The organism is Peribacillus sp. TH16 (assembly GCF_016651095.1).
GTDB classification, from domain to species: Bacteria; Bacillota; Bacilli; order Bacillales; family DSM-1321; genus Peribacillus; species Peribacillus butanolivorans.
Genome location: NZ_JAEKEM010000002.1, coordinates 976894 through 1001150 on the forward strand (window position 1 = coordinate 976894; position 24257 = coordinate 1001150).

The following is a 24257-nucleotide window of genomic DNA, read 5'->3' on the forward strand; positions in this document are numbered from 1 at the left end:
TTCCTCCTCTACTGTTCAACTATCTTGTTGAGCTTTTTTCTTTTAAAACGATCAATGCGTGCTCGGCAGCATGCTGCTCCGCTTCTTTTTTCGATTTTCCTACTCCAGAACCCAAATCTTCTCCATTCAAAGAGACAGTCGAAACAAATTCACGATTATGGGCCGGCCCTTTTTCATGCAAAATTTTATATTGCAGGACACCGATAGCATCTCTCTGTATGAGCTCTTGAAGCTGGCTCTTATAATCCATCACATGAGAAAAAGCACCCTCGTCTATCTTCGGAAATACAACATTTTTCAAAAACTGCACAACTGGCTCTAATCCTTGATCGAGGTACAAAGCCCCTATATAAGCTTCAAATACATCCGCAAGCATGGCAGGACGTTCTCTTCCGCCTGTCATTTCTTCCCCTTTTCCGAGTAATACATATTCCCCGTAAGAAAGACTATTGGCAAAGGCAACAAGTGATGGCTCACAGACAATGGCTGCCCTTAATTTTGTAAGCTCCCCTTCACTCATCATCGGATATTTTTGATACAAGTATTTAGATATAGTCAGTTCAAGTACAGCGTCTCCTAAGAATTCAAGCCTTTCGTTATCTTCATAAGGCTTACGGCGATGCTCATTCACATAAGATGAATGTGTAAAAGCTTGTTTCAATAAATTTTCATCTTGAAAATAGAAACCTAAACTTTCTTGTAACTGTTTAAATTTATTATCTTTGATTGATGGTTTACGATTATTTCCGTTCCTACGTATCACACAAAACCCTCCACAACGGTTCAAAAAAACATATTTTTCCAATATATAAAAAGAAACTTGGCAGGAATTCCTGTCAAGCCTTCCTATGTACCATCATACAGTATAATCCGCTTAATGAAAACTAGCCGGCCGGCTTACAGCTAGGCAGACGGAGGCTCAGTTGGATGTATACTTATTCCCTTAAAATCGGCCGCTGCTTCAGGCTTCTTTAAGTATAAGAGAAAGCTCCGTTAAAAAACGGAGCTTTTAGTCAAAGGACATTTCATTACATAGTGCTTTTTATGTAATTCACAGCATCACCTACTGTGGCGATTTTTTCAGCATCATCGTCCGAAATTTCCATATCAAACTCGTCTTCAAATTCCATAACTAGTTCGACTACATCTAGGGAATCGGCACCAAGATCTTCTTTGAAAGAAGCTTCAAGTTTCACTTCTGATTCTTCAACGTTCAAACGATCTACAACGATTTTAGTTACTCTTTCTAATACATCTGCCAATGTGTTCACCTCCCCTCAAAACATTATAAATTAATTTTGAAAAAAATCAAGAAAATCTACATAACCATGCCGCCATCAACATGAAGTGTTTGTCCAGTCATATATTTGCTTGCATCTGAAGCCAGGAAAGACGTCACTGCAGCTATGTCTTTAGGGTCACCAAAACGTGCCAGTGGAATTTGATCCAGCATCGCTTTTTGGACATCTTCAGGCAATTCCCCTGTCATATCCGTCGAGATAAAGCCTGGAGCAATCGCATTGACCGTAATCCCTCTTGATGCAAGTTCCTTGGCTGTAGTTTTAGTCAAGCCGATCACACCAGCTTTGGCCGCTACATAATTAGCCTGCCCTGCATTTCCGCTAACGCCGACGATTGATGCCATATTGATGATCCTTCCGCTACGTTGCTTCATCATTTGTCTAGTGACTGCTTTTGTGCAAAGGAACACACCTTTTAAATTCGTATTAATGACTGAATCCCATTCTTCTTCTTTCATCCGCATCAGTAGGTTATCACGTGTGATACCAGCATTATTAACTAGAATATCTACTCGGCCAAACTGTTCGATGACCTCTTTGATCATGCTTGTTACCGATTCACTATTTGCAACATCACATTGAATCGCGAATGCTTTACGGCCCAATGCCTTGATTTCACTTACCACTTCATTGGCTTTCGATTCGCTGCCAGCATAATTGATAGCAACATCTGCTCCCTGTCGAGCAAGTTCTAAAGCAACTTCCCTTCCAATACCACGGGATGCTCCAGTTACAAGTGCTTTTTTACCTTCTAAGATCATGCTTATACCCCCTTCAATGCTTCAACTGTTTTAGTTAGAGTATCTAGATCGGAAACTGAGTAAATGTTAACAGAACGATCAATTTTCTTTATTAATCCGCCTAATACTTTTCCAGGACCTACTTCGATGAACGTATCAACACCTAATTCAAGTAGTTTTTTTACGCAATCTTCCCAAAGTACAGGTGAGTACAGCTGTTCAATTAATTTTTCTTTAATTTCTGCCGGAGCGGTAATAGGGTTTGCCGTTACATTTGAAATCACTGGTATTTCCGCTTGTTGAAAGCTCACTTCATCAAGTACATTCTGTAATTTCTCAGCCGCTGGTTTCATCAATTCTGAATGAAACGGCCCGCTTACTTCAAGTGGAAGTGCCCGCTTTGCTCCATTTTCCTTTGCTTTTGCACTAGCCAGCTTTACGCCTTCTGTAGTCCCTGAAATGACAATTTGCCCCGGACAATTTATATTAGCTAATTGAACAGATTCCCCTGTTACAGTAATTTCAGCAGTTATTTCAGTAAGTGCTTCACGGTCCATTCCTAGAATCGCAGCCATTGAGCCTTGACCATTCGGTACCGCAGCTTCCATGAATTCGCCACGCTTACGGACAGTATAAACGGCATCTTCAAAAGAAATAGCACCTGACGCTACTAATGCAGTATATTCTCCTAAACTATGTCCTGCCGTAAAATCGGGTTTGATGCCTTCTTCTTCTAATGCCCTAACAAAGGCATAACTTGTAGTCAATAATGCGGGTTGCGCATTGTAGGTTACCGTTAATTCTTGTTGTGTTCCATTAAAGATAAGCTCAGAAAGTGGAAAATCAAGTTTTTCATCCGCTGTTCGGAAAATTTGCTGAGCTCGCTCGTTTTCCTGAAATAAGTTCTGACCCATTCCTATTGACTGTGAACCTTGTCCTGGAAAGACAAAAGCAATTTTACCCATCAGTTAATCCCCTACCTCTATAAATTATTGATCTTTTTCTATCGTCTTCGCAATGGTTGGAATGACGTCATGGCTAACCATATCACGTGTCTGGCGAATTGCATTATAGACAGCGTTCGCATCGGAAGATCCATGCGCCTTAATGACAGGTGCCTTCAAACCGAATAAGCCGGCACCACCATACTCCGAGTAATCCATTTTATTTTTAATGCCTTTTAGTTCCGGTTTCACTAGCGCTGCAGCAATCTTACTCTTCAGATTGCTCATCAACGCTGTTTTTACCATTTTAAAGACACTCATAGCCGTACCTTCAAGGGTCTTCAATACCATATTGCCAGTGAAGCCGTCCGTTACGACTACATCTGCAGGTCCGTTAAGGAGATCCCTTGCTTCTACATTACCGATAAAGGAAATTTCTGATGATTGCTGCAGCAATGTAAAAGCATGCTTCGTCAGTTCATTTCCTTTTTTTTCTTCAGTCCCGATATTCAAAAGTCCGACGCGGGGCTTTTCAATACCTCGTACTTTTTTTGCATATACAGAACCCATTATGGCAAATTGAAGCAGATGCTCCGGTTTCGCATCGGAATTCGCACCTACATCAAGAAGAACAAAACCTTTTCCATCGATTGTCGGTAAGGTCGGAGCCAATGCAGGACGTTCAATTCCTTCTATTCTACCTACAACAAACAAGCCTGCAGCCATTAATGCACCTGTATTACCGGAAGAAATGCATGCATCTGCCTCTCCGTCAGCCACCTGTTGAGCTGCCAATACCATCGAAGCACTTTTCTTGCGGCGAACTGCACGAACTGGTTCATCGGTACTTAAAATCTTTTCTTCTGTATGTATAACACTTATCCGGTCATGTTCCGTTAAGTATGGACTAATTTCAGCTTTATTGCCTACCAAGGTTATTTCTACATCGGAAAAGGCCTCGACAGCTTTCATTGCCCCTAACACCTGTGCCTTGGGAGCATTATCGCCACCCATTGCATCTATCGTTATTTTCATGTTCTTTCATCCTTTTCTAGAAAGTTAAGAGCGATACATATCGAACTCGCCTTTAAAAACCAGTTCATTTCCCACGTAGCTTCTGACTTCCACCACGGAACGATCTGTAGTGTGGTCCACGTTTTTAACTTTCGCTTTAGCTACCACTCTTTCATTTTCTTTAACAGAACGAGTAAATAAAATGGATGCTTTCGCTGTTAATGCCAGTTCATCATTGATAACCGCGACAGCTAAAGAATTTGCTTGGGCAAAAAGGTGATGTCCCCTTGCAATTCCATTCCGCTTAAAGACATGCTCTTTTTTTATATCTAAAATAGAAATTGCATTTTCATCTAAATTAAGATCAATTACTTCCCCGATGATTTCATCCAAAGGCAAAGCTCTAATTTCGTCACTGAATTTTTTCTCGGCCACGCTTTTAATACGTTCTCGAAGCTCCGGTATCGATAATTCAAGACGGTCGAGCCTAATTGTTTGGACGCTCACCGAATACTTTTCAGCCAGCTCCTCATCCGTTACAAAAGGATTCTGTTTAATCGTTTCGATTAATAATTGCTGGCGTTCCTTCTTGTTTCTTCGCATTTGAAGGTCACCATCCGTAGTATTATGACTAGGTACTAATAGTAGTATATATATTTTAAAAACAGATTGCAAGATATTGTAGAAATTCTCGCAATCTGTTAATGGCTTTCTTTATTATTCATTAATCCAGCTTTTCTCCAGTTAATACGCCTGTTCTCTCTAAATAAGCCCTTAGAGGTGCATATTCTGGTGAATGCCAAAAGCTTTGTGAGGCAATCAATTTTGCGGCATCTGTCCTAGCAACTTCTAGGGTCCGGTAATCGTGGACCATGTCGGCTACTTTGAACTCAGGAAGCCCGCTTTGTTTTTTGCCGAAAAAGTCCCCGGGGCCTCGAAGTTCTAAATCTTTCTCGGATAGGACAAAGCCATCATTTGTCTCGGTCATGATTTTCATTCGTTCTTTGCCGACTTCTGTCTTCGGATCAGCCAGAAGAATACAAAAAGACTGATCACTTCCCCGTCCTACACGCCCTCGCAACTGATGTAGCTGGGATAGACCAAAGCGTTCAGCATCATAAATGACCATCACCGTTGCATTAGGGACATTTACGCCAACTTCGACAACCGTTGTCGAGACAAGAATTTGCACTTCATTGGAACTAAATTGCTGCATTACTTCGTCTTTTTCATCCGCTGGCAAACGCCCATGCATAAGCCCTACTTTATAACGGTTCGCAAAGTACTGTGTCATCATTGCATGAACATCAAGAACATTTTGTAAAGAATCAAGCTTTTCCGACTCCTCAATTAAAGGACAAATGACGTATGCCTGTCTACCCTGCTTAAGTTCCTTTTCCACAAAAGTTAAAATCCGATCAAGCATTTGGTGCTTCGCCCAATACGTTTCAATAGCTTTGCGTCCAGCCGGCATTTCATCAATGGTCGAAGCATCCATCTCTCCAAACACAGTAATCGCAAGCGTACGCGGAATTGGTGTTGCCGTCATAAATAGAACATCTGGATTTTCGCCTTTTTCACGAAGGATACGACGCTGCTCCACCCCGAAACGATGTTGTTCATCGGTTATGACAAGACCGAGGTTCCTAAAATTCACTTCATCCTGGATTAATGCATGGGTTCCTATCAAAAGGTCTAGTTCCCCTGATTCAAGATTCTGTAATAGTTCTCTGCGCTTCTTGCCTTTCACTGAACTCGTCAACAAGGCTACCTTTACTCCGATGGGTTCTAGCATTGCCTTCAATGATTGAGTGTGCTGCTCAGCCAAAATTTCAGTTGGGACCATAAGTGCGCCTTGGAAACCAGCTGAAATCGTTGCATTTAAGCAAACAGCGGCAACCACGGTTTTTCCTGACCCAACATCCCCTTGAAGCAAACGGTTCATCCGGTAAGGAGATTTCATGTCATTTAAAATTTCTTCGACGACCCTATTTTGAGCGTTTGTTAAAGGAAAAGGTAGGGTTTTTATGAATGCATTCACTTGCTCTCCCTCAATGTCCTGTCCAGTTCCTTTTGACTGCTCACGCTGTATTTTACGAAGCGCCTGCATTTTCAATTGAAAGAATAAAAATTCTTCATACACAAAACGGCGTCTGGCCTGTTTGACATCATTAGCCGATATAGGAAAATGCATCATGCGAAGAGCTTCTTTACGCGGCATCAGTTTGTATGTGGCCAACAGCTGTGGTGGCAAATTTTCTTCAATCATGGCCCCATATTGAGAAAAAGCATTGGCGATAAAGCGACGCATCCCTTTTACAGTAATATTTCCCTTTACTGAATACACGGGTTCGAACTCTTTTTCCCGACTATGGTCCCCGACATGACATTCGGAGCCAGTAATGGTTTGGCGATGTCGGTCCCACTTTCCAGTCACCGTGACGGTTTCGCCAATCGCAAGCTTCGGTTTTAGATAAGGCTGATTAAAAAAAATGACATTTATCAAATATCTGCCTGTAAGTAATTTGATCGTCAGCCTGGATTTTTTCTTCCCAAAGTAACCTAAAGTCGGAACCGTATGAATCTTCCCTTCTACAGTAACCCTCTCATCATGTTCAACCGTTTCTAAATCTCTCAATCGATAATCTTCATAGCGATAAGGAAGATGTTCAAGGAGATCTACGACGGTATGGATCTCCATTTCCTGCAAGGCCGCAGCCGTTTCACCCCCAATGCCTTTAACTGCTGTTATGGGTTCCTGTAAAGCAACGTTCACTTTTTATTTAGCGGCAAGCCAAAGATCTTTGCTTCCAACTCCCGTCCAGTCGGTGTAGCCGCTAAACCTCCTTGTGCTGTTTCTCTCAGAGCTGACGGCATCGTTTGTCCGATTTTGTACATCGCATCGATGACTTCATCACACGGTATCCGGCTTGTAATCCCTGCTAACGCCATATCAGCGGCAACCATTGCATTTGCTGCACCCATTGCATTTCGCTTCACACACGGTACTTCCACGAGCCCAGCAACCGGGTCGCACACAAGACCAAGCATATTCTTTAGAGTAATTGCCATCGCTTCTGCACTTTGTGCTGGCGTCCCTCCCGCCAATTCAACGATTGCTGCAGCCGCCATACCCGAAGCCGAGCCGACTTCCGCCTGGCAGCCTCCTGCCGCTCCAGAGATGGATGCGTTATTCGCTACAACAAAACCAAACGCACCTGCTGTAAATAAAAACTCAATTTTCTGTTCCCGATTCGGTTTTAATTTATTTTGCAAAGCAAAAAGGGTGCCAGGTACCACACCAGCAGAACCTGCAGTGGGTGTTGCACAGATAGTCCCCATAGCTGCGTTCACTTCGTTTGTTGCCACAGCTTTGCTGACCGCATCCAACAACAGTTCACCTGATAAAGCATTTCCAGATTTAATGTAATTCTGAAGAAGAACTGCATCTCCACCTGTAAGGCCTGAAACAGAACGTACACCTTGCAGTCCCTTTTCAACAGCCTGTTCCATCACATCCAAGTTAACTCCCATTTGATCGATAATTTGATCACGGCTTTTACCCGTTACTTCCATTTCCTGTTCAATCATGAGAGTTGATATTTTTTTCTGCTTTGATTCTGCTAATTCTACTAATTCCGCTACATTTCGAAACATATTATCCTCTCCTTCCTAAGTGGAAACGATTGCCCTATTAATCAACAATCCTTGCCACTTGAGTAATGTTAGGGAGTGCTGCAATTTCATCGATGACAAGGTCTTCTAGATTATGATCCACTTCTATGGTCATCAAAGCCATCTTCCCTTTCTCTTTGCGGGACACTTCCATCTGGCCAATATTAATTTGATGCTTAGCTAAAATGTTTGAAACATTGGCAATTGCACCATAGCGGTCATCATGAACAACCAGTATTGCAGGGTTATGGCCAGAAAGCCTCAATTTAAACCCATTCAATTCGATAATCTCGATCTTACCCCCTCCAATCGATATTCCGACAAGCTCAAGCTCACCATCATCATCTCCCACCGTTATTTTCGCAGTATTAGGATGTTCCGGGACGGCTTCTTCTTCCCGAAAAGTAATTTTCATTTTCTTTTTACGAGCTATTTCAAGAGATTCTTTGATTCTCTCGTCAAATGTATCAAAATCAAGCAGGCCTCCTACAATGGCTACATCTGTTCCGTGGCCTTTATAGGTTTGGGCAAATGAACCATAAAAGGAAATACGGGCCCATTTTGGTTCCCTGTTGAATAAATTCCTGGCTACCCTACCGATTCTTGCAGCTCCTGCTGTATGAGAGCTAGAAGGACCAATCATTACTGGGCCAATGATATCAAATACACTTCTAAATTTCATGATCTACTCCTCCTTCTTTAGAACTGAACTCAAAGGAACACGCTGGGAGTTATTTATATAGTACCCAGATTTACAGTCGCTCCATCAAAGCTGTTTATTATCCTATATCGCAAAAATAAACTGCATAGCCTAATGACATATGCAGTTTATTGCCTTTTATTCTTACAGTATCATAACAAAGCGACGGTTCAGTCCCTTATTTTAATGATGCCTTAATTATTCAATTGAAAAAATGAAAGAATATAACGGTTGTTTTCCGTTATGGACTTCAACTTCAACGTCTTCAAAATTATCATTACAAAATGCAACAAGGTCCTCTACTTCTTCTTTAGTTGCATCCTCTCCATATAAAATGGTCAGGATTTCGGAATCTTCATTGATCATCTCAGAAAGAAGGTCCTTTGCTGCCTGAGATTTGTCTTTATCTTTCACTTTGATGGTTCCTTCATCGATTCCCATGAAGTCTCCGGTCTTGATTGTAAGGCCATCAATGTTCGTATCCCGGACAGCATAAGTAATCTGACCCGTTTTCACATGTGAAAGGGCTTCAATCATCGCCTTTTTATTCTCAGAAGCATCTTGTGATGGATTAAAAGCCAACAATGCAGCCATGCCCTGTGGCACTGTCTTCGTAGGAATAACAGTCACATAATCTCCCAGAACATCTGCAGCTTGATTGGCAGCCATAATAATATTTTTATTATTAGGTAAGATGATGACATGTTCGGCATTCGCCTCTTCGACTGCTTTAACAATGTCTTCTGTGCTAGGGTTCATCGTTTGTCCGCCTTCAATAACCGATTTAGCACCGATGCTTTTGAATAGCTCGCTGATACCTGTGCCCATAGCTACCGACACAACACCGTATTTTTCTTTCGACTTTGGCTTCGTTTGAAGCGACGCATTCGTTTCACCAACAATCGCTGTATGCTGTTCGCGCATATTATCGATTTTCATCTTGATTAAACTACCATATTGCTGTCCATAATTAAGACAGTTACCAGGCTGTTCTGAGTGAATATGTACTTTTACAACTTCATCATCAGAGATGACTAATAATGAATCTCCGTATTCACTTAAATCGTAGCGGAACTTTTCTTCATCAAACGAATTGTTAGCCAGCTTGTCACTTTCCAATCGGACCATGAATTCTGTGCAATAGCCAAACACGATATCTTCAGTGTTCATATGTCCTTGCACGTTCATGTGATGCTCGGCACTGACCAAATCATCCATGCTTGGACCGTTTGCTGATCGGACAGGAAGAGCTTCACCCTTCAATACAGCAAGGAAGCCTTCATACACGAAAACCAACCCTTGTCCGCCACTGTCAACAACTCCCACTTCTTTTAATACAGGAAGAAGATCAGGTGTGCGTTTTAGTGAAGCATTTGCCTCAGCTACGATTTCTTCCATTACCTGAATAAGGTCCTGGTGCTTAGCTGCCGATGAAACCGCTTGCTTGGCAGCATCTTTCGCAACCGTTAAAATGGTACCTTCAACAGGCTTCATAACGGCTTTATACGCTGTCTGAACACCTGCATCAAAAGCTTGGGCAAATTCTTCACTATTAATTTCCGATTTATGTTCAATCGCTTTAGCAAAACCTCGGAAAAGTTGTGAAAGGATAACCCCAGAATTACCGCGTGCACCCATTAATAGGCCTCTTGAAAGAGAAGTACCCACTTTCCCGATATGTTCCTGCACATTATTTTGTACTTCCTTCGCTCCGGAAGTCATTGATAAATTCATATTTGTTCCAGTATCACCATCCGGAACAGGGAAAACATTCAATGCATCAACCATTTGGGCATTAGCTGCTAAATGATTGGCTCCTTGAATGATCATTTCTGCAAAGCGCATTCCGTTTAAACTTGTAATTGACACAAAACTTTCCTCCTATTGCTTAAGGGTTCGTCACACGAACTCCCTGTACAAAAATGTTAACGGATTCAACAGCTAATCCGACAGTTTTGTCCAGAGTGTATTTTACCTTTGATTGCACATTATGTGCAACCTCCGAGATTTTAGTTCCATAACTCACGATAATATACATATCGATATGAACTTCTTCCTCTACTTGACGCACTATTACACCCTTTGTAAAGTTTTCTTTTCTTAAAATTTCGGCAATGCCGTCTTTAAATTGTTTTTTGGAAGCCATTCCTATAATTCCGTAGCAATCCACAGCTGCGCCGCCGGCTACAGTAGCGATCACATCATTAGAGATATCAATTTGTCCATATTTTGTTTGTAATTCGATAGACATTTTCTTTTCCCTCCCAAAAATCAAATCAACTAAAGACATTTTACTATAATGTCTATTGTTTTAAAAGTAAATGTCTTACGGTTCTTATTATAATTCAATTTTAAAGTATGTATGTCAAGGTTTTTTTCTTGAAAGTAATTAACTGAAGTATTGCATTCTCACGGTAGGTATGATAAATTATTAAAGTATTTTACAAAGACTTAAGACGACTTTGAAAAACTTAAGCTTGTTGTAGTTAGGAGGGAATTTAACATGGCACGTAAATGTGTAATCACTGGAAGAAGAACTCGTTCTGGTAACAGCCGCTCTCACGCAATGAACGCTAGCAAGCGTACATGGGGCGCTAACCTTCAAAAAGTACGTATTTTAGTTGACGGTAAACCTAAACGTGTATACGTTTCTGCAAGAGCTCTTAAATCGGGCAAAGTAGAACGCGTATAATGTTACGGCATCCTCTCAGGATGCCTTTTTATTTGAAATGGCTGCATTTTTAATGGGTATGCTTTATTTGATTTGGCCTAGTCCTCATTCAATAAAGTCATCACCCATTAATGGCTTGCCTATTCTTTTCATTGTCCTCCAATCATTCCGAAAAAATAACACCCCCCCTAAATAGAGAGGTGTTATGGAGATAAGTATCAGCCTTTTTTAAACGCTCCGAGCATAGCCCTTACCAAACTGCCCAGAACTTTTGGCAATTTAATCGTATAAAATTTCATCATGCCCCTCCTCTTTGCATCCCACAAATAAGATGAAGTGGAATTTTTTCTATTACAACATAAGCTTTTAAGCGGATATAGGATGATCGTATATATCCGAATCTGCTCTAAGCATGAATTTTAATCACTGCTTCTTATCACCATTAATATGCCTTCCTCAAATGAAACATTCCCACAATCAGAAATTAGTTCATTGCTAATGCAGAGTGTCGACCCTATCTCTAGCCTTGCGTCAATTAGCGGATATTTGAAGCCTGAGAGTGTAATGCCGGTGATTTCTGCTGTAACAGGGAGTAGAGACACATACTTCTTGTCTTTCAATGCAGTGACCTTATAAGAGCCCGGTGTCTTTACTGAAAATATATTTTGTTTATCAACTATGTACATATCTATTTCCTTATGAACAGGAAGGATGCTTTCTTTCTGAAGTAACTGGATATTACCAAGAAAATGATCCAATCTCCCTCCTGTAGCACCCAATATATGAATTTCACTTGGTTTTTGTTCTACAGCCCATTTAAAAGCAATTTCTAGATCTGTTTCATCCTTCTCAGAAGGATATAGATTGATATGTTCCAGTCTTTGATTAATACTCATATATTCATCTTCTGAAACTGAATCAAAATCGCCGAATACGTACCTAGGCTCTATATCATTTTCAAGCAGCGCCCACACTCCCCTATCGACTCCAACCCATAAATCTGTCATCTCTTTATATACTGTTAAATCCGGCCACAAATTCTCAGGGCCTCCAGCCATTATACTAATAATCATGAAATCATCCTTCTTCATAAAATATTCTTATCGCTCATATCGTTACAGAAACATCGTTTTTATTTATTAGCACATACTTTCTGTGTAAAAAAAGCCGATCACTATCATACGAATATGATAATGTCGGCTTTTTTCTTTTAGTTTCCACGAATCCTTTGAATAGCTGCATGGCGATCTTCTTGATTATATATGGCAGATCCGGCCACAAGCACGGTTGCCCCTTGCTCGATACAAAGTTTAGCCGTTTCTTCATTTACTCCGCCATCAATCTCAATTTCAAGCTTTGGATTATATTTGTCTGCCATCGCCTTCACTTCAGCAATTTTCGGTAGTACGGATGCGATGAACTTTTGCCCGCCAAACCCTGGGTTAACAGTCATTAACAACACCATGTCAATATCTTCGATTATAGGCTGAATTAAGGAAGCCGGAGTAGCCGGATTAAGCACAACGCCTGCATTCACACCAAAAGATTTTATTAACTGAATCGTGCGATGCAAATGCGTGCATGCCTCAACATGTACAGTTATATAATCAGCTCCCGCTTTCGCGAATGCTTCGATATAACGATCAGGGTGTTCAATCATCAAATGGACGTCAAGCGGAAGCCTTGTCACCGGTCGGATAGCATCGACAATTAATGAGCCTATCGTAATATTGGGCACGAAATGACCATCCATGACATCCACATGGATAAAGTCCGCCCCGCCCCTTTCCACATCCAGAATCTCTTCTCCAAGTTTTGCAAAATCAGCTGATAAAATAGATGGTGCAATTTTAACCATTCTAATACCTCGGCTTTCTATCTCTAATTTCCTCTAAAAACTGCATATAGTGCTCATAACGATACCGTGGAATCTCTCCTGTATCAACCGCTTCCTTCACAGCACACTTCGGCTCTTTGTCATGCAAGCAAGCCCGAAATTTACAGTCTTCTCCATGCTTATGCATTTCTGGGAAGCAATAGGATAAGCGTTCAGCTTCCATTTCCATAAATTCAAGTGAACTAAATCCAGGTGTATCCGCAACAAGTCCAGAACCAATATGAATCAATTCTACATGACGCGTGGTGTGCTTTCCACGTCCTAAGTGGGACGATATATCATCTGTCTTTAAAGCCAATTCAGGATTGATTGCATTCAGCAATGAAGATTTCCCAACCCCTGACTGACCGGCAAATACACTTGTTTTTCCTTCTATATAAGGAACAAGCTCTTCAATACCACCAGTGGAAACTGAAGAAGTCTCCAGCACTGTATAGCCCAACTTCTGATAGTCTTTGATATACTGAGACAATTTCTCTTGGCTCTCAGCAGTCACTAAGTCCATCTTCGTTACAACGATAATGGGTTCGATTTCGTTATCTTCAATAAGAACGAGAAATCTATCAAGCAAGGCTGGGCTGAAATCAGGTTCAACGGCCGAAAACACAAGAATGGCTTGATCTACATTTGATATCTGAGGACGAATCAATTCATTCTTACGTGGCTTTATTTCGGTTACAGTCCCATCTGTTTTATTATCCGCCTGATAAACCACATAATCACCAACAAGAGGTGTTACCTTATTTTTTCGGAATACTCCACGGCCTCGGCATTGAAAAACCTCTTCTCCATCAAGAACATAATAAAATCCACTTAATGCTTTAATAATTTTTCCTTCGGGCATAGCCACACTCCTAATTTAATATATTTAATTTGGATAAGAGACGGCTTCGTCGATAATGACCTGATTGTCCCGCATGACTTTATATCCGGCTTTCTTATCTGGAGATACCATTAGATCAATCTTTCGTTTTTCCGTTTCTACGATTAAAAATGATTCTTGAGGCTCCGTCATGCTATTGTTGATATCTTCAATGAAAATTTGGACCTCTTGCGCTTTGCCTGGCTCTACTGGATCATACTCAATCGTAATTTCCTCTGTTACCTTTTTTGGAGGGATTTCTTCTTTCCCTTTTGAAAGGACTACTTTCACCGTACTACCTTGTTCGACTCTAGTAGCCGGTTCAGGTGACTGAGATATGACAAGCCCCTCTGCAATGGAATCATTATAGACTTTATCTTCCACCTCAATCTTTATTCCACTGTCATTAGAGTAATCATTTAGGCCAGCTTCATTGAAACCGGTTAGGTTCTTTAAGCTTAATCGATCTGCACCTTTACTTATAGTAAACTCTAGTTCCGTTTCGGATGGTACGATTTCGGTACCTCCCGAAGGAGTTTGTTTTATTATCGTACCTGCTGCACTGTCATCATACTCTTCGGTCACGACAATGTCCTTGAACCCCATTTTTTCAAGGAAGGATTCGACATCTGAATACTTTCTGCCTTCATAGCTAGACAACGAAATCGTTTCTTTACCAACACTCTGGTAAATATCAATTTTCGCACCTACCTTGACCGTCTTGCCTTGCTTAGGGTTCGTTTTAATCACTAGGTCTTTTTCGACCTCTTCATCTTCAATCTCAATCGTATTTCCAACAACCAGTTTCAAATTAACCAATTCAGTAATAGCATCATCCAACTCTTTCCCTTTAAGATCAGGGATGGTAACTTCCTTCGAATCAAGCATCGTCGGTGCAAGAGTTATAAATAAAACAGCAAGCAGGGCAAGAACTAAAAAGATGGTAACTAAAATGGTAGACAATTTTTTTCGTTTTTTATCTTTTTGTTTTGACTTTGTTTTTTGTTTTTTCTGTTTCTTCTGTTTCTTTTTTGTTTTAGTGTCCGCTTCTGACTCACTATCCTCATCATCCGCATAGACTAGAGTGTTTTTTTCCGGGCCCCTTACTATTGTCTCATCAATACTTGAAAGTTGATCATCCGTGATGATTGGTATGGCCTTTGTTGCATCATGATCTTCAGGAATAGCAAAAGGAGATTCATTTAAACGCTCTGGATTAAGCGACGTTCGAATATCATCTTCCATTGAATCTACACTTTCATAGCGGTAATATGAATCTTTTGCTGTCGCTTTTAAGATAATATTTTCCACACTTTGTGGTATTTCAGAGTTCCAGCGTTTTGGCGAAGGAGTTTCTGATTGTAAATGTTTAAGAGCTATCGAAACGGCAGATTCACCTGAAAAGGGTAATCTCCCCGTTAGCAATTCAAACATGACGATACCAAGTGAATAAATATCAGATTTCTTATTGGCCATTCCGCCTCTAGCCTGTTCTGGAGATAAATAATGAACAGAGCCTAAGACTGCGTTCGTCTGAGTTATATTCGTTGCACTTAGGGCCAATGCAATACCAAAGTCCGTAATTTTGACGGTTCCTTCTTTATCAATCAAAATATTCTGTGGCTTGATGTCCCGATGGATAATCCCGTTATGATGGGCATGGGAAATCGCTGCCGTAATTTGCTTCATGATATCCAAGGCTTTTTCAACTGGAATCGGATAATATTTTTGTATGTATTGCTTTAGTGTAAAACCGTCCACATATTCCATGACAATATAATAGATAGCATCTTCTTCACCAACATCATAAATACTTACAATATTCGGATGAGCTAGACTTGTTGCTGATTGTGCTTCACGATTAAAACGCTTGATGAACTCCTCGTCATTATTAAAATCCATGCGAAGGATTTTCAACGCTACATCACGGTCCAAAATCATATCCCTTGCAAGGTAAACATTCGCCATACCGCCGCCACCGACCATCTCGATCAGTTTATAACGGCCGTTGATTCTTCTACCAATCAACATTGAGTTCACCTGCTTTCGCTTTCATCGACAAATTGAACAAGCACAAGGGTGATATTATCTTCTCCACCATAGTGATTGGCCTTATCTATTAACGAATTCGCCTTTTCTTCAAGTGATTGCTCATTGGTAACTGTTTCTTCAAGTTCCTGTTCACTCACTTTATTCGTTAAACCGTCCGAGCAAAGCAAAAGTAAATCACTTTCTTCAAAAATGACTGTCGTAATGTCCATTTCCACTTGCATTTCTGTACCTAAGGCTCGTAATAAAACATTTTTCCGTGGATGATTCTCGGCGTCTTCCTTAGAAATCTGGCCTGAACGGACTAATTCGTTAACAAGCGAATGATCTTCAGTGACCTGCTTAAAACCACTTTCATTATACAAATAACATCGGCTGTCCCCGATGTTGGCAATAGTTGAAAATTTATCAGTACAAATGGCTGCAACAATGGTTGTCCCCATGCCTTTGCATTCTGTATTCGCCTCGGCATGTTCAAAAAGCAATTGATTAACCAAGAAAATTTTCTTTCTCAGCCAATCCTCTGCATCATTTGCTGTATCAATCCCGTTGGATTCCTCCCAGCCCTTTTTCAAAAGGTCGATCGTCATTGCACTTGCTACATCTCCGGCTCGGTGGCCGCCCATGCCATCTGCAACGATGGCAAGGCGAACGCCTTCCGAATTCTTAAAGATTCCGCCATTATCTTCATTATGCTGGCGGACTTTTCCACGGTCAGTTTTAAATATTGCCCTCATAGGGTCACCTCGTCTCTTCTTTGCGCTCCTTGGCCCGAAGCTGGCCGCAGGCTGCATCAATATCACTGCCTTGTTCCCTTCGGATCGTTACATTAATACCACGCTTTTTCAATGTTTTTTCAAACTCAAAAATTTGGTCCCGAGGTGTACGTACATAGTCGCGTTCCGGTACATAGTTAACCGGAATTAAGTTGACATGGCATTTAATGTCTTTTATTAAATCGGCTAATTCTTCGGCGTGTTTCACTGAATCATTTTCGCCTCCGAATAGACCATATTCAAAACTGACCCGGCGCCCTGTTTTTTCTGTATAGTATTTGATGGCTTCAATCAAGTCTGGCAGTTTATAGGCCTTGTTGATTGGCATCAATTTACTTCTCAATTCTGTATTAGGGGCATGAAGGGAAACCGCAAAATTGATTTGCATGCTCTCTTCAGCAAACTTATAAATTTTTGGAATGATACCACTTGTTGAAACGGTAATATGACGTGCTCCAATGTTTAAGCCTTTTTCATGATTTATATTCTTCAAGAAAGACATCATATTATCATAGTTATCAAACGGTTCACCGATTCCCATGATTACGACTGAGCTAACGCGTTCTTCCACTTCATCAAGTGCCTGTTGTACCTTAACGACCTGGGCAACGATTTCTCCTGATTCAAGGTTTCGTTTTAAGCCGCCAAGAGTTGATGCACAGAATGTACAACCAATCCTACAACCCACCTGTGTTGTAACACAGATAGAGTTTCCATATTCATGGCGCATTAATACCGTTTCAATCGAATATCCATCATGCAGTTCAAATAAAAACTTCATGGTCCCGTCATTTGACGTTTGCTGAATCAATGTTTTTAATGTAGTGAATGTGAACTTTTCTTCCAGTTTATCGCGTAAAGATTTCGAAAGGTTGGACATATCTTCAAAACTAGAAATACGCTTTTTGTAAAGCCAGTCATAAATTTGATCTGCACGGAATGCCTTCTCGCCGTTTTCAACCAGCCATTCTTTAATTTGGTGAAGCTCTAATGAATAAATCGATGGTTTTTCTGGTGTTGTGTCTTTTTTTACTCTTGATGATTTAGTAATCTCTGCCATTTACAGCACCTTCTTTCTAAAACTCGCAATAAAGAATCCATCACTGCTAAAATATTGCGGGAACACTTGCAACGTATGGCCTTCAATAAATGGCTGAACACTTTCAGGCATTCTTGTGGCTAATGTCGTATCACTTTCAAAATCCGGATGGTTTTCCAAAAATGCTGCAGCAACTTTATCATTTTCTTCTTTATCCACCGTACATGTACTATATACTAACCGTCCGCCTTGTTTTACTAGCGGGGCAGCTGATTCCAATAACTGTTTTTGTATACTTGAGAGTTTCATTATATCATCTTTTGTTTTTGTGTACTTTACATCCGGCTTCCGGCGCATAACACCTAATCCTGAACATGGTGCATCTATAAGAATCCGGTCAAACCCTTCTTTATTAAAGTGTTCTTGGACGTTTCTGCTATCAAGGGCCATTGTCTTAATGTTGTTTCTTAGCTTTAGCCGCTCTGCCTGCTCTTTAATGAGTTTAACCTTATGCTCATGAAGATCAAGGGCATATACTTGTCCTGTGGTTAAGCCTTCTGCGATATGAGTTGTCTTACCTCCAGGTGCAGCACAGCAATCGAGAACAGCATCATTGTCATTGGCTCCTAACGCATGAGCGACTAGCATCGAACTTTCGTCTTGAATCGATAGATACCCCAATTTATAGCTTTCTGAATGAGCAAGATTTCCCTTATAGCTAACAATTGCTTCTGGAACAACATCACTTGCTTCAACATCATAGCCTTCTTCTGTCAAAATGCTGATTAGTTCACTGCGAGAAATCTGCTTTAAATTAACCCTTCCCGTCTGCAGTGGAGCTGTTAAGTTAATTTCACACATTTCCTTGGTTTTCTCATAGCCAAATTGCTCTACCCAACGCTTGACTAGCCAAGCAGGATGGCTTACCTCGATTGAGAGGCGCTCAAGCTCATCTTTGATATCATCAAGATGAGCTACACCATTTCTTTGAATATTACGTAGCACACCATTGACCATTGAAGACGTTCCCTTATGGCCACGCTTTTTCGAGATTTCGACAGCTTCAAAAATAATCGCGTGATCTGGTACTTTATCTAAATAAATCATTTGATAAACGGAGAGCCTAAGTAGGTTGATGACCCAGCTTAGCGTTTTTTTCGGTTGCTTAATAAATGGCTTCAAATAGTAATCCAAAGTCATTTTCCGCTGAATCGTACCGTAGCTTATTTCTGTTAGCAAACCACTATCCACACCGGATAACTGGTGCTTTTTAATCAAGTTGTTAAGTAAAAGGTTGCTGTAGGATTGGTTTTTTTCTACAGATTCCAAAATATCGAGAGCAATTTCACGTACTCCCTTTTTAGTTTGCTTCATTCTGTTCTCCTAACTTCATGCCTGCTTTAATGAACGACCCGGCTCCGCGCAAGTAATCTTTCGCCGGCATTTTTTTCTTTCCTGAAGGCTGCAGTTCCGTAACTAGTATAGCCGTCTCATTGCCTGTCGAAACGACGAAACCATCGTTACGTACATCAATAATCGTCCCCGGCACTGCCTGATTGTTATGTTCAAGCTTGTTTGCCTGCCAAATTTTTAAAATGGATTCATTTAAGAGTGTATAGGCAACAGGCCATGGATTCAGGCCACGTACATGGTTATAGATGTCTTCCCCTGTTTTCGACCAGTCGATTTTTTCCTCCGACCGCCTAATGTTAGGTGCGAAAGTTGCTTTTTCTTCATCTTGCTTAATCGCATTTAACTCATCATTTATAAGCTTTGGCAATGTTTCTGCAAGTAAATCCGAACCGACCTTGCTTAATTTATCATGTAGAGTGCCGACATTGTCTGCTTCTTCTATAGTAACTTCTGCCTGCGTTAATATATCCCCAGCATCAAGTTTCTCGGCCATATACATGATAGTTATTCCTGTCTTTTCTTTCCCCTGTAATATGGAATAATGGATAGGTGCCCCTCCACGTAGTTCAGGAAGCAGGGAGGCATGTACATTAATACATCCGTATTTTGGAGCTTCCAACAATTCATTCGGGAGAATTTGTCCGAAAGCAGCCGTCACCACTAAGTCAGGTTTCAATGCAATGATTTTTTCTAGATCTTCTTTTTCACGGATTTTTTCGGGTTGATAAACGGGAATTCCCTGTTTTTCAGCCTCAACCTTAACAGGCGGAGGTGTTAGCACCTTTTTGCGACCCACTGGACGGTCAGGCTGTGTAACAACCGCAATCACGTCATAGCCTTCGTCAAGGATTCTTTTAAGTACCGGTACTGAAAAGTCCGGTGTTCCCATAAAAATAATTTTTGTCATTCTTCTTCAAACCTTTCTAACTCTTCTTCCGTAATATAGCGTGAAACCTTACTTGTAAATAACACTCCCTGCAAATGATCTATTTCGTGCTGGAGAGCTCTTGCCAGGAAATCCTCCGCTTCTATTTCGAAAAAGGATCCTTTTCGGTCCTGTGCCCGCACCTTGACGCGGTATGGGCGCGATACTTCCCCGTATATACTTGGAAAACTCAAACAGCCTTCAACGGCTGTCTGTTCGCCTTCCACTTCTAGCACTTCTGGATTAATCAGTTCGATTACACCAGATCCTTCATCTATTTCAACGACCGCGACTTGCTTTTTCACGCCAACCTGAGGTGCAGCAAGGCCAACGCCATCAGCTTCAACCATCGTTTCGTACATGTTATTTAACAGCTTAGCCAATTTTTTATCAAAACTTGTTATTTTATCGCATTTTTGTTGTAAAATTTTTTCAGGAAACAAGACAATCGGTAAAATAGCCAAAATTAAAGGTACCCTCCTAAATATAAAAACCAAAACTTCACTATATAAAAACGCAAGCTAGAACAGCTCGCGGTAATCATCCAATGTTAAAACAATTACATCATAATCTGCGGATTTAAATCTATTGAAATCTGCAGATGATTTTGGGCCGTTTCTTTTTGATAATGCTCTAAAAGTGTTCGTAAGTGCTGATTAAGATCCGGCTCTCGTTTGTATTTTATCAGACATTGGTATCGATATCTATTGTTGATTCGACTAATGGGCGAAGCAACAGGACCGAGTACGATAGAATCCCGATTCAATCGTGAACTTAAATAATTTGTGATTTTATCCGTGACACTCACTGTTTTCATTAAGTCTTCATGTGAAACAGTTATTAGCACAACATAATAATAGGGAGGGTAATGACTTTGCCTGCGGAGATACATCTCTCGCTCAAAAAAGAAATCATAATCCTGCATAGCTGAAAGCTCGATGCTGTAATGCTCAGGCGTATAGGTTTGAATGACTACCTCTCCTGGGAGTTGGTGACGTCCCGCTCTTCCACTTACTTGTGTCAGCAGTTGGAACGTTTTTTCCGATGAACGGAAATCGGGCAAATGGAGCATTGTGTCAGCTGAAAGGACTCCAACTAAAGTGATATTGGGAAAATCAAGTCCCTTGGCAATCATTTGGGTGCCGAGTAATATATCAGCCTTTCCCTCACCAAAGGCATTCAGCAACCGCTCATGTGAACCTTTTTTACTTGTTGTATCGACATCCATTCGTATTACTCGTGCATCTGGGAGAATTTTTGCAAGTTCTTCCTCCACTTTTTGCGTACCTGTACCGAAGAATCGGATATGTTCACTAGCACATTCAGGACAATCAGAAGGCATTCCTTCCTCAAATCCACAATAATGGCATTTCATTATATCATTAAAGCGATGATAGGTGAGTGAAATGTCACAATTTGGACAGTTGATGACTAATCCACAGCTTCGACACATCACGAAGGAGGAATGTCCTCGTTTATTTAGCATCAACACCGCCTGTTGCCCCTTTTCAAGCCGGTCTTTCAACTTCGTAAAGAGCAGCTCTGAAAACATCGATCGATTTCCCGTCCTTAATTCTTCCCTCATATCAACAATATCCACTGCCGGCAACGCATTTTTATTCATCCGCTGACTAAGAGTCAATAACTGATAGACGTTTTTCTTGGCACGTGCAAAGGATTCAAGAGTCGGAGTGGCACTACCAAGAATGACCGGACATGAATATGATTTCGCTCTTTGAATTGCAACGTCCCTCGCATGATAGCGGGGCGTTTCTTCTTGCTTATAACTGGATTCATGCTCCTCATCAATGATGACTAGGCCCAGGTTTTCAAAAGGCGCAAATACGGCTGAACGGGCCCCTACCACTACTTTTACTTCTTTTCGGTGGATTTTCCGCCATTCATCATATTTTTCGCCCACAGACAAACCACTATGCATGACCGCTACCTGCTCACCAAAGCGTTCCTTAAACCTTTTCACCGTTTGTGGCGTCAAGGAGATTTCGGGAACCAGCATAATGGCTTCCTTACCTTTATCCATGACAGAGGCAATCGCCTGCAAATACACTTCAGTCTTCCCGCTTCCTGTTACACCATATAAAAGGAAAACTTCATGTTCGTCATGTTTTATTTTCTCCTGAATGGGCTTCAAGGCAGCCGCTTGTTCATCCGTTAAAGTAAAGGGATTGGATTTTTCAAACACACGATTTTCATAGGGGTCGCGGTATATTTCCTGATCCAGTTCCACTAAAGCCCCTTTTGATACAAGGGACTTTACCGTGCCGCTTGAGGCATTAACCATTTCAAGCAGTTCCTTAAGCGAGACTGGTTCTGGATGTTCAATAAAGTATTGAAGAAGTTCTTGTTGTTTTTTTGCATTACCGGAAAGTGTAGAAGCCATTTCTTTCAATTCCTCTGGGGAAAGTAACGGTTTAATGATACGGACCGTCTTCTTATTGAGGCGGTTTTTTACATAATACATTAGCTCTAAATTGCCGTTTTGTACTTCTTTTTGAAAAAGGGAGGCATGCTCACCTTCAATCACATCTTTCCAGGATAATGAATCATGTTTTCCGAAAAGCTTTTGAATGAGAGGTGGAAGTTGCTCCTTTTTATCTTCAATGATATTGATCACTTTTTCATATTTTGCTTTCATTGCAGCAGGAAGCATTGCCTGAAGCGCTGAAATTTTAAAACACATGGCCTCTTTGGTCAACCAGTCACCAAGCTTAAGCAATTCATCATTTAGAATTGGCTCCAAATCCATTGGTTCTTTGATATTGCGTAATTTCGCAAAATCACTTTTGGATTTTAATCCGGTCACGAAGCCCTGTACCATTCTCGGGCCAAATGGGACAATGACGCGCATTCCAGGCTTGATGACTTGTTTCCATTTTTCAGGGATGCGATAGTCAAATTCTCGATCTGTTTGTTTTGCAGGTACATCCACAATAACGGATGCAATATCCATAAGACATCATTCCTTTTGCATGCGAGATACTTCTGACAGAATGCTTTTGGCTATATCCGCTTTACTCATTTTAGGAAGGTCGGTAGCGCGTCCATCTTTATTGAAAATCGTCACGATATTTGTGTCCGTGCCAAAGCCTGCCCCGGCAACAGTGACATTATTGGCAACAATCATATCTGCTTTCTTTTTCGCTAATTTCCCTCTTGCATACTCTTCAACATTATTCGTTTCCGCTGCAAATCCTACCAATATCTGATGGGTTTTATTCTCACCTAGTTCCTTAAGGATATCCTTAGTCCGTTCAAATTCAATCACATTTTCACCCGGCTGCTTTTTCATTTTCTGAGCATGATATAATTTCGGTTTATAGTCTGCCACTGCGGCCGTCATGATCACGACATCACTAGTATTATATTGTTCAAAAACCGCATCATACATATCTGCTGCTGATTCCACATGGATGACCTTGACCTTTGAAGGAGGTGTCAAGCTTACGGGGCCGGTAATCAATGTCACCTCAGCCCCCTGCTCAGCTGCCTGCTCAGCAAGTGCATAGCCCATTTTCCCGCTGGAATGATTCGTCACATAACGAACCGGATCGATTGCTTCACGAGTCGGTCCAGCAGTTATCAAATATTTCGTTCCTTTAAGAGGTTGTAATTTTCTTTCACCGAAATATAGATTGAGGTGTTTTACAATCGTTTCCGGTTCCTCCAATCTACCCTTCCCAACATATCCGCAAGCCAAATACCCTTCACCTGGTTCAATGAATTGATACCCGAACGTACGAAGTGTCTCTATATTTTTTTGGACCGCTGGGTGTGCGTACATATGGACATTCATTGCGGGTGCCACCCAAACAGGAGCCACCGTTGCTAAAATTGTCGTCGTGACCATATCATCTGCGATTCCATTGGCTATCTTGCCAATAACATTTGCCGTAGCTGGAGCCACAAGGATGATATCTGCCCAATCAGCCAGGTCAATGTGGGCAATAACTGAAGAATCTTTTTCATCAAATGTATCAGTATAAACATCATGTCTCGAAAGTGCTTGAAAGGTAAGCGGCGTCACAAATTGACGTGCCGAATCACTCATGATTACTTTAACTTGGGCACCTGCCTGTGTGAGCTTACTGGTCAGGGCAGCAGCCTTATATACAGCAATTCCGCCGGTGACACAAAGAAGAACTTTTTTATCGTTAAGCATGCAAATTTCCCCTAACTATATATTCTATTTTTCTTAATTATGAAGGATTACAGAAGAAATTTCATTTGATA

24 protein-coding genes are annotated in these 24257 nt (G+C 41.0%); 1 reads left to right on the top strand and 23 read right to left on the bottom strand.

The features are described 5' to 3' along the window. Nucleotides 1–19: 19 nt before the first annotated feature. The 11 genes from rnc to JFV29_RS04710 all read right to left on the bottom strand — a co-directional run bounded on the left by rnc (nt 20) and on the right by JFV29_RS04710 (nt 10625). Complete coding sequence (gene rnc / locus JFV29_RS04660; RefSeq protein WP_053348012.1) at nt 20–760, bottom strand: ribonuclease III; 741 nt, start codon at nt 758–760, stop codon at nt 20–22. A 268-nt stretch (nt 761–1028) separates the two neighbouring features. Next, the gene (locus JFV29_RS04665) at nt 1029–1262 is read right to left on the bottom strand and encodes an acyl carrier protein (RefSeq protein WP_053345291.1); all 234 of its coding nucleotides are present in this window, start codon (nt 1260–1262) and stop codon (nt 1029–1031) included. A 56-nt stretch (nt 1263–1318) separates the two neighbouring features. Further along, nucleotides 1319–2062, bottom strand: a complete 744-nt coding sequence (fabG, locus tag JFV29_RS04670) for a 3-oxoacyl-[acyl-carrier-protein] reductase (RefSeq protein ID WP_098175375.1) — start codon at nt 2060–2062, stop codon at nt 1319–1321. 2 nt (nt 2063–2064) lie between these two features. Next, nucleotides 2065–3006: an ACP S-malonyltransferase gene (fabD, locus tag JFV29_RS04675; protein WP_201181473.1), complete on the bottom strand. Its 942-nt coding sequence runs from the start codon at nt 3004–3006 to the stop codon at nt 2065–2067. 24 nt (nt 3007–3030) lie between these two features. Continuing rightward, a complete protein-coding gene (plsX, locus tag JFV29_RS04680) occupies nt 3031–4020 on the bottom strand; it encodes a phosphate acyltransferase PlsX (RefSeq protein WP_056526668.1) in 990 nt (329 codons plus the stop codon). Nucleotides 4021–4044: 24 nt separating this feature from the next. After that, on the bottom strand, nt 4045–4602 hold the full coding sequence (gene fapR, locus JFV29_RS04685; protein WP_056526665.1) for a transcription factor FapR: 558 nt from the start codon (nt 4600–4602) through the stop codon (nt 4045–4047). A gap of 121 nt (nt 4603–4723) precedes the next feature. Further along, on the bottom strand, nt 4724–6775 hold the full coding sequence (gene recG / locus JFV29_RS04690; RefSeq protein ID WP_201181475.1) for an ATP-dependent DNA helicase RecG: 2052 nt from the start codon (nt 6773–6775) through the stop codon (nt 4724–4726). After that, a complete protein-coding gene (gene sdaAA / locus JFV29_RS04695; protein ID WP_053345285.1) occupies nt 6772–7656 on the bottom strand; it encodes an L-serine ammonia-lyase, iron-sulfur-dependent, subunit alpha in 885 nt (294 codons plus the stop codon). Before sdaAA ends, recG begins: the two co-directional genes overlap by 4 nt. A 37-nt stretch (nt 7657–7693) precedes the next feature. Further along, nucleotides 7694–8356, bottom strand: a complete 663-nt coding sequence (gene sdaAB / locus JFV29_RS04700; protein WP_201181477.1) for an L-serine ammonia-lyase, iron-sulfur-dependent subunit beta — start codon at nt 8354–8356, stop codon at nt 7694–7696. A 216-nt stretch (nt 8357–8572) separates the two neighbouring features. Next, nucleotides 8573–10243, bottom strand: coding sequence for a DAK2 domain-containing protein (locus JFV29_RS04705; protein WP_201181479.1), 1671 nt, complete (start codon nt 10241–10243; stop codon nt 8573–8575). Between the two features lie 19 nt (nt 10244–10262). Then, entirely contained in the window at nt 10263–10625 is a 363-nt protein-coding gene (locus tag JFV29_RS04710; protein WP_053345282.1) for an Asp23/Gls24 family envelope stress response protein, read from the bottom strand. A gap of 252 nt (nt 10626–10877) precedes the next feature. Here JFV29_RS04710 and rpmB point away from each other — a divergent pair, with 252 nt between their 5' ends. Then, entirely contained in the window at nt 10878–11066 is a 189-nt protein-coding gene (rpmB, locus tag JFV29_RS04715; protein WP_034313767.1) for a 50S ribosomal protein L28, read from the top strand. A gap of 197 nt (nt 11067–11263) precedes the next feature. Here the strand turns inward: rpmB and spoVM are convergent, their stop codons facing one another. The 12 genes from spoVM to coaBC form a co-directional block, all read right to left on the bottom strand. Beyond that, on the bottom strand, nt 11264–11344 hold the full coding sequence (gene spoVM / locus JFV29_RS04720; RefSeq protein WP_034313769.1) for a stage V sporulation protein SpoVM: 81 nt from the start codon (nt 11342–11344) through the stop codon (nt 11264–11266). 120 nt (nt 11345–11464) lie between these two features. After that, nucleotides 11465–12118, bottom strand: a complete 654-nt coding sequence (locus JFV29_RS04725) for a thiamine diphosphokinase (protein WP_201181481.1) — start codon at nt 12116–12118, stop codon at nt 11465–11467. 137 nt (nt 12119–12255) lie between these two features. Beyond that, the gene (gene rpe / locus JFV29_RS04730) at nt 12256–12903 is read right to left on the bottom strand and encodes a ribulose-phosphate 3-epimerase (protein WP_201181483.1); all 648 of its coding nucleotides are present in this window, start codon (nt 12901–12903) and stop codon (nt 12256–12258) included. A 1-nt stretch (nt 12904) separates the two neighbouring features. Continuing rightward, nucleotides 12905–13786, bottom strand: coding sequence for a ribosome small subunit-dependent GTPase A (gene rsgA, locus JFV29_RS04735; protein WP_053345279.1), 882 nt, complete (start codon nt 13784–13786; stop codon nt 12905–12907). Between the two features lie 24 nt (nt 13787–13810). Continuing rightward, a complete protein-coding gene (gene pknB / locus JFV29_RS04740) occupies nt 13811–15835 on the bottom strand; it encodes a Stk1 family PASTA domain-containing Ser/Thr kinase (RefSeq protein WP_201181484.1) in 2025 nt (674 codons plus the stop codon). A gap of 5 nt (nt 15836–15840) precedes the next feature. Beyond that, nucleotides 15841–16590 carry a Stp1/IreP family PP2C-type Ser/Thr phosphatase gene (locus JFV29_RS04745; protein WP_201181485.1) on the bottom strand — a complete coding sequence of 250 codons (750 nt, stop codon included), beginning with the start codon at nt 16588–16590 and terminating at the stop codon, nt 15841–15843. Between the two features lie 4 nt (nt 16591–16594). Beyond that, nucleotides 16595–17689, bottom strand: coding sequence for a 23S rRNA (adenine(2503)-C(2))-methyltransferase RlmN (rlmN, locus tag JFV29_RS04750; RefSeq protein WP_201181486.1), 1095 nt, complete (start codon nt 17687–17689; stop codon nt 16595–16597). Then, the gene (gene rsmB, locus JFV29_RS04755; protein WP_201181487.1) at nt 17690–19042 is read right to left on the bottom strand and encodes a 16S rRNA (cytosine(967)-C(5))-methyltransferase RsmB; all 1353 of its coding nucleotides are present in this window, start codon (nt 19040–19042) and stop codon (nt 17690–17692) included. It abuts the gene before it with no gap. Next, on the bottom strand, nt 19029–19988 hold the full coding sequence (gene fmt / locus JFV29_RS04760; RefSeq protein WP_201181488.1) for a methionyl-tRNA formyltransferase: 960 nt from the start codon (nt 19986–19988) through the stop codon (nt 19029–19031). The genes rsmB and fmt overlap by 14 nt, the downstream gene beginning before the upstream one ends. Beyond that, nucleotides 19985–20470, bottom strand: coding sequence for a peptide deformylase (gene def / locus JFV29_RS04765; protein WP_053345273.1), 486 nt, complete (start codon nt 20468–20470; stop codon nt 19985–19987). The genes fmt and def overlap by 4 nt, the downstream gene beginning before the upstream one ends. Nucleotides 20471–20565: 95 nt before the next feature. Beyond that, nucleotides 20566–22977, bottom strand: a complete 2412-nt coding sequence (priA, locus tag JFV29_RS04770; RefSeq protein WP_201181489.1) for a primosomal protein N' — start codon at nt 22975–22977, stop codon at nt 20566–20568. 6 nt (nt 22978–22983) lie between these two features. Next, entirely contained in the window at nt 22984–24186 is a 1203-nt protein-coding gene (coaBC, locus tag JFV29_RS04775) for a bifunctional phosphopantothenoylcysteine decarboxylase/phosphopantothenate--cysteine ligase CoaBC (protein WP_201181491.1), read from the bottom strand. Nucleotides 24187–24257: the final 71 nt, after the last annotated feature.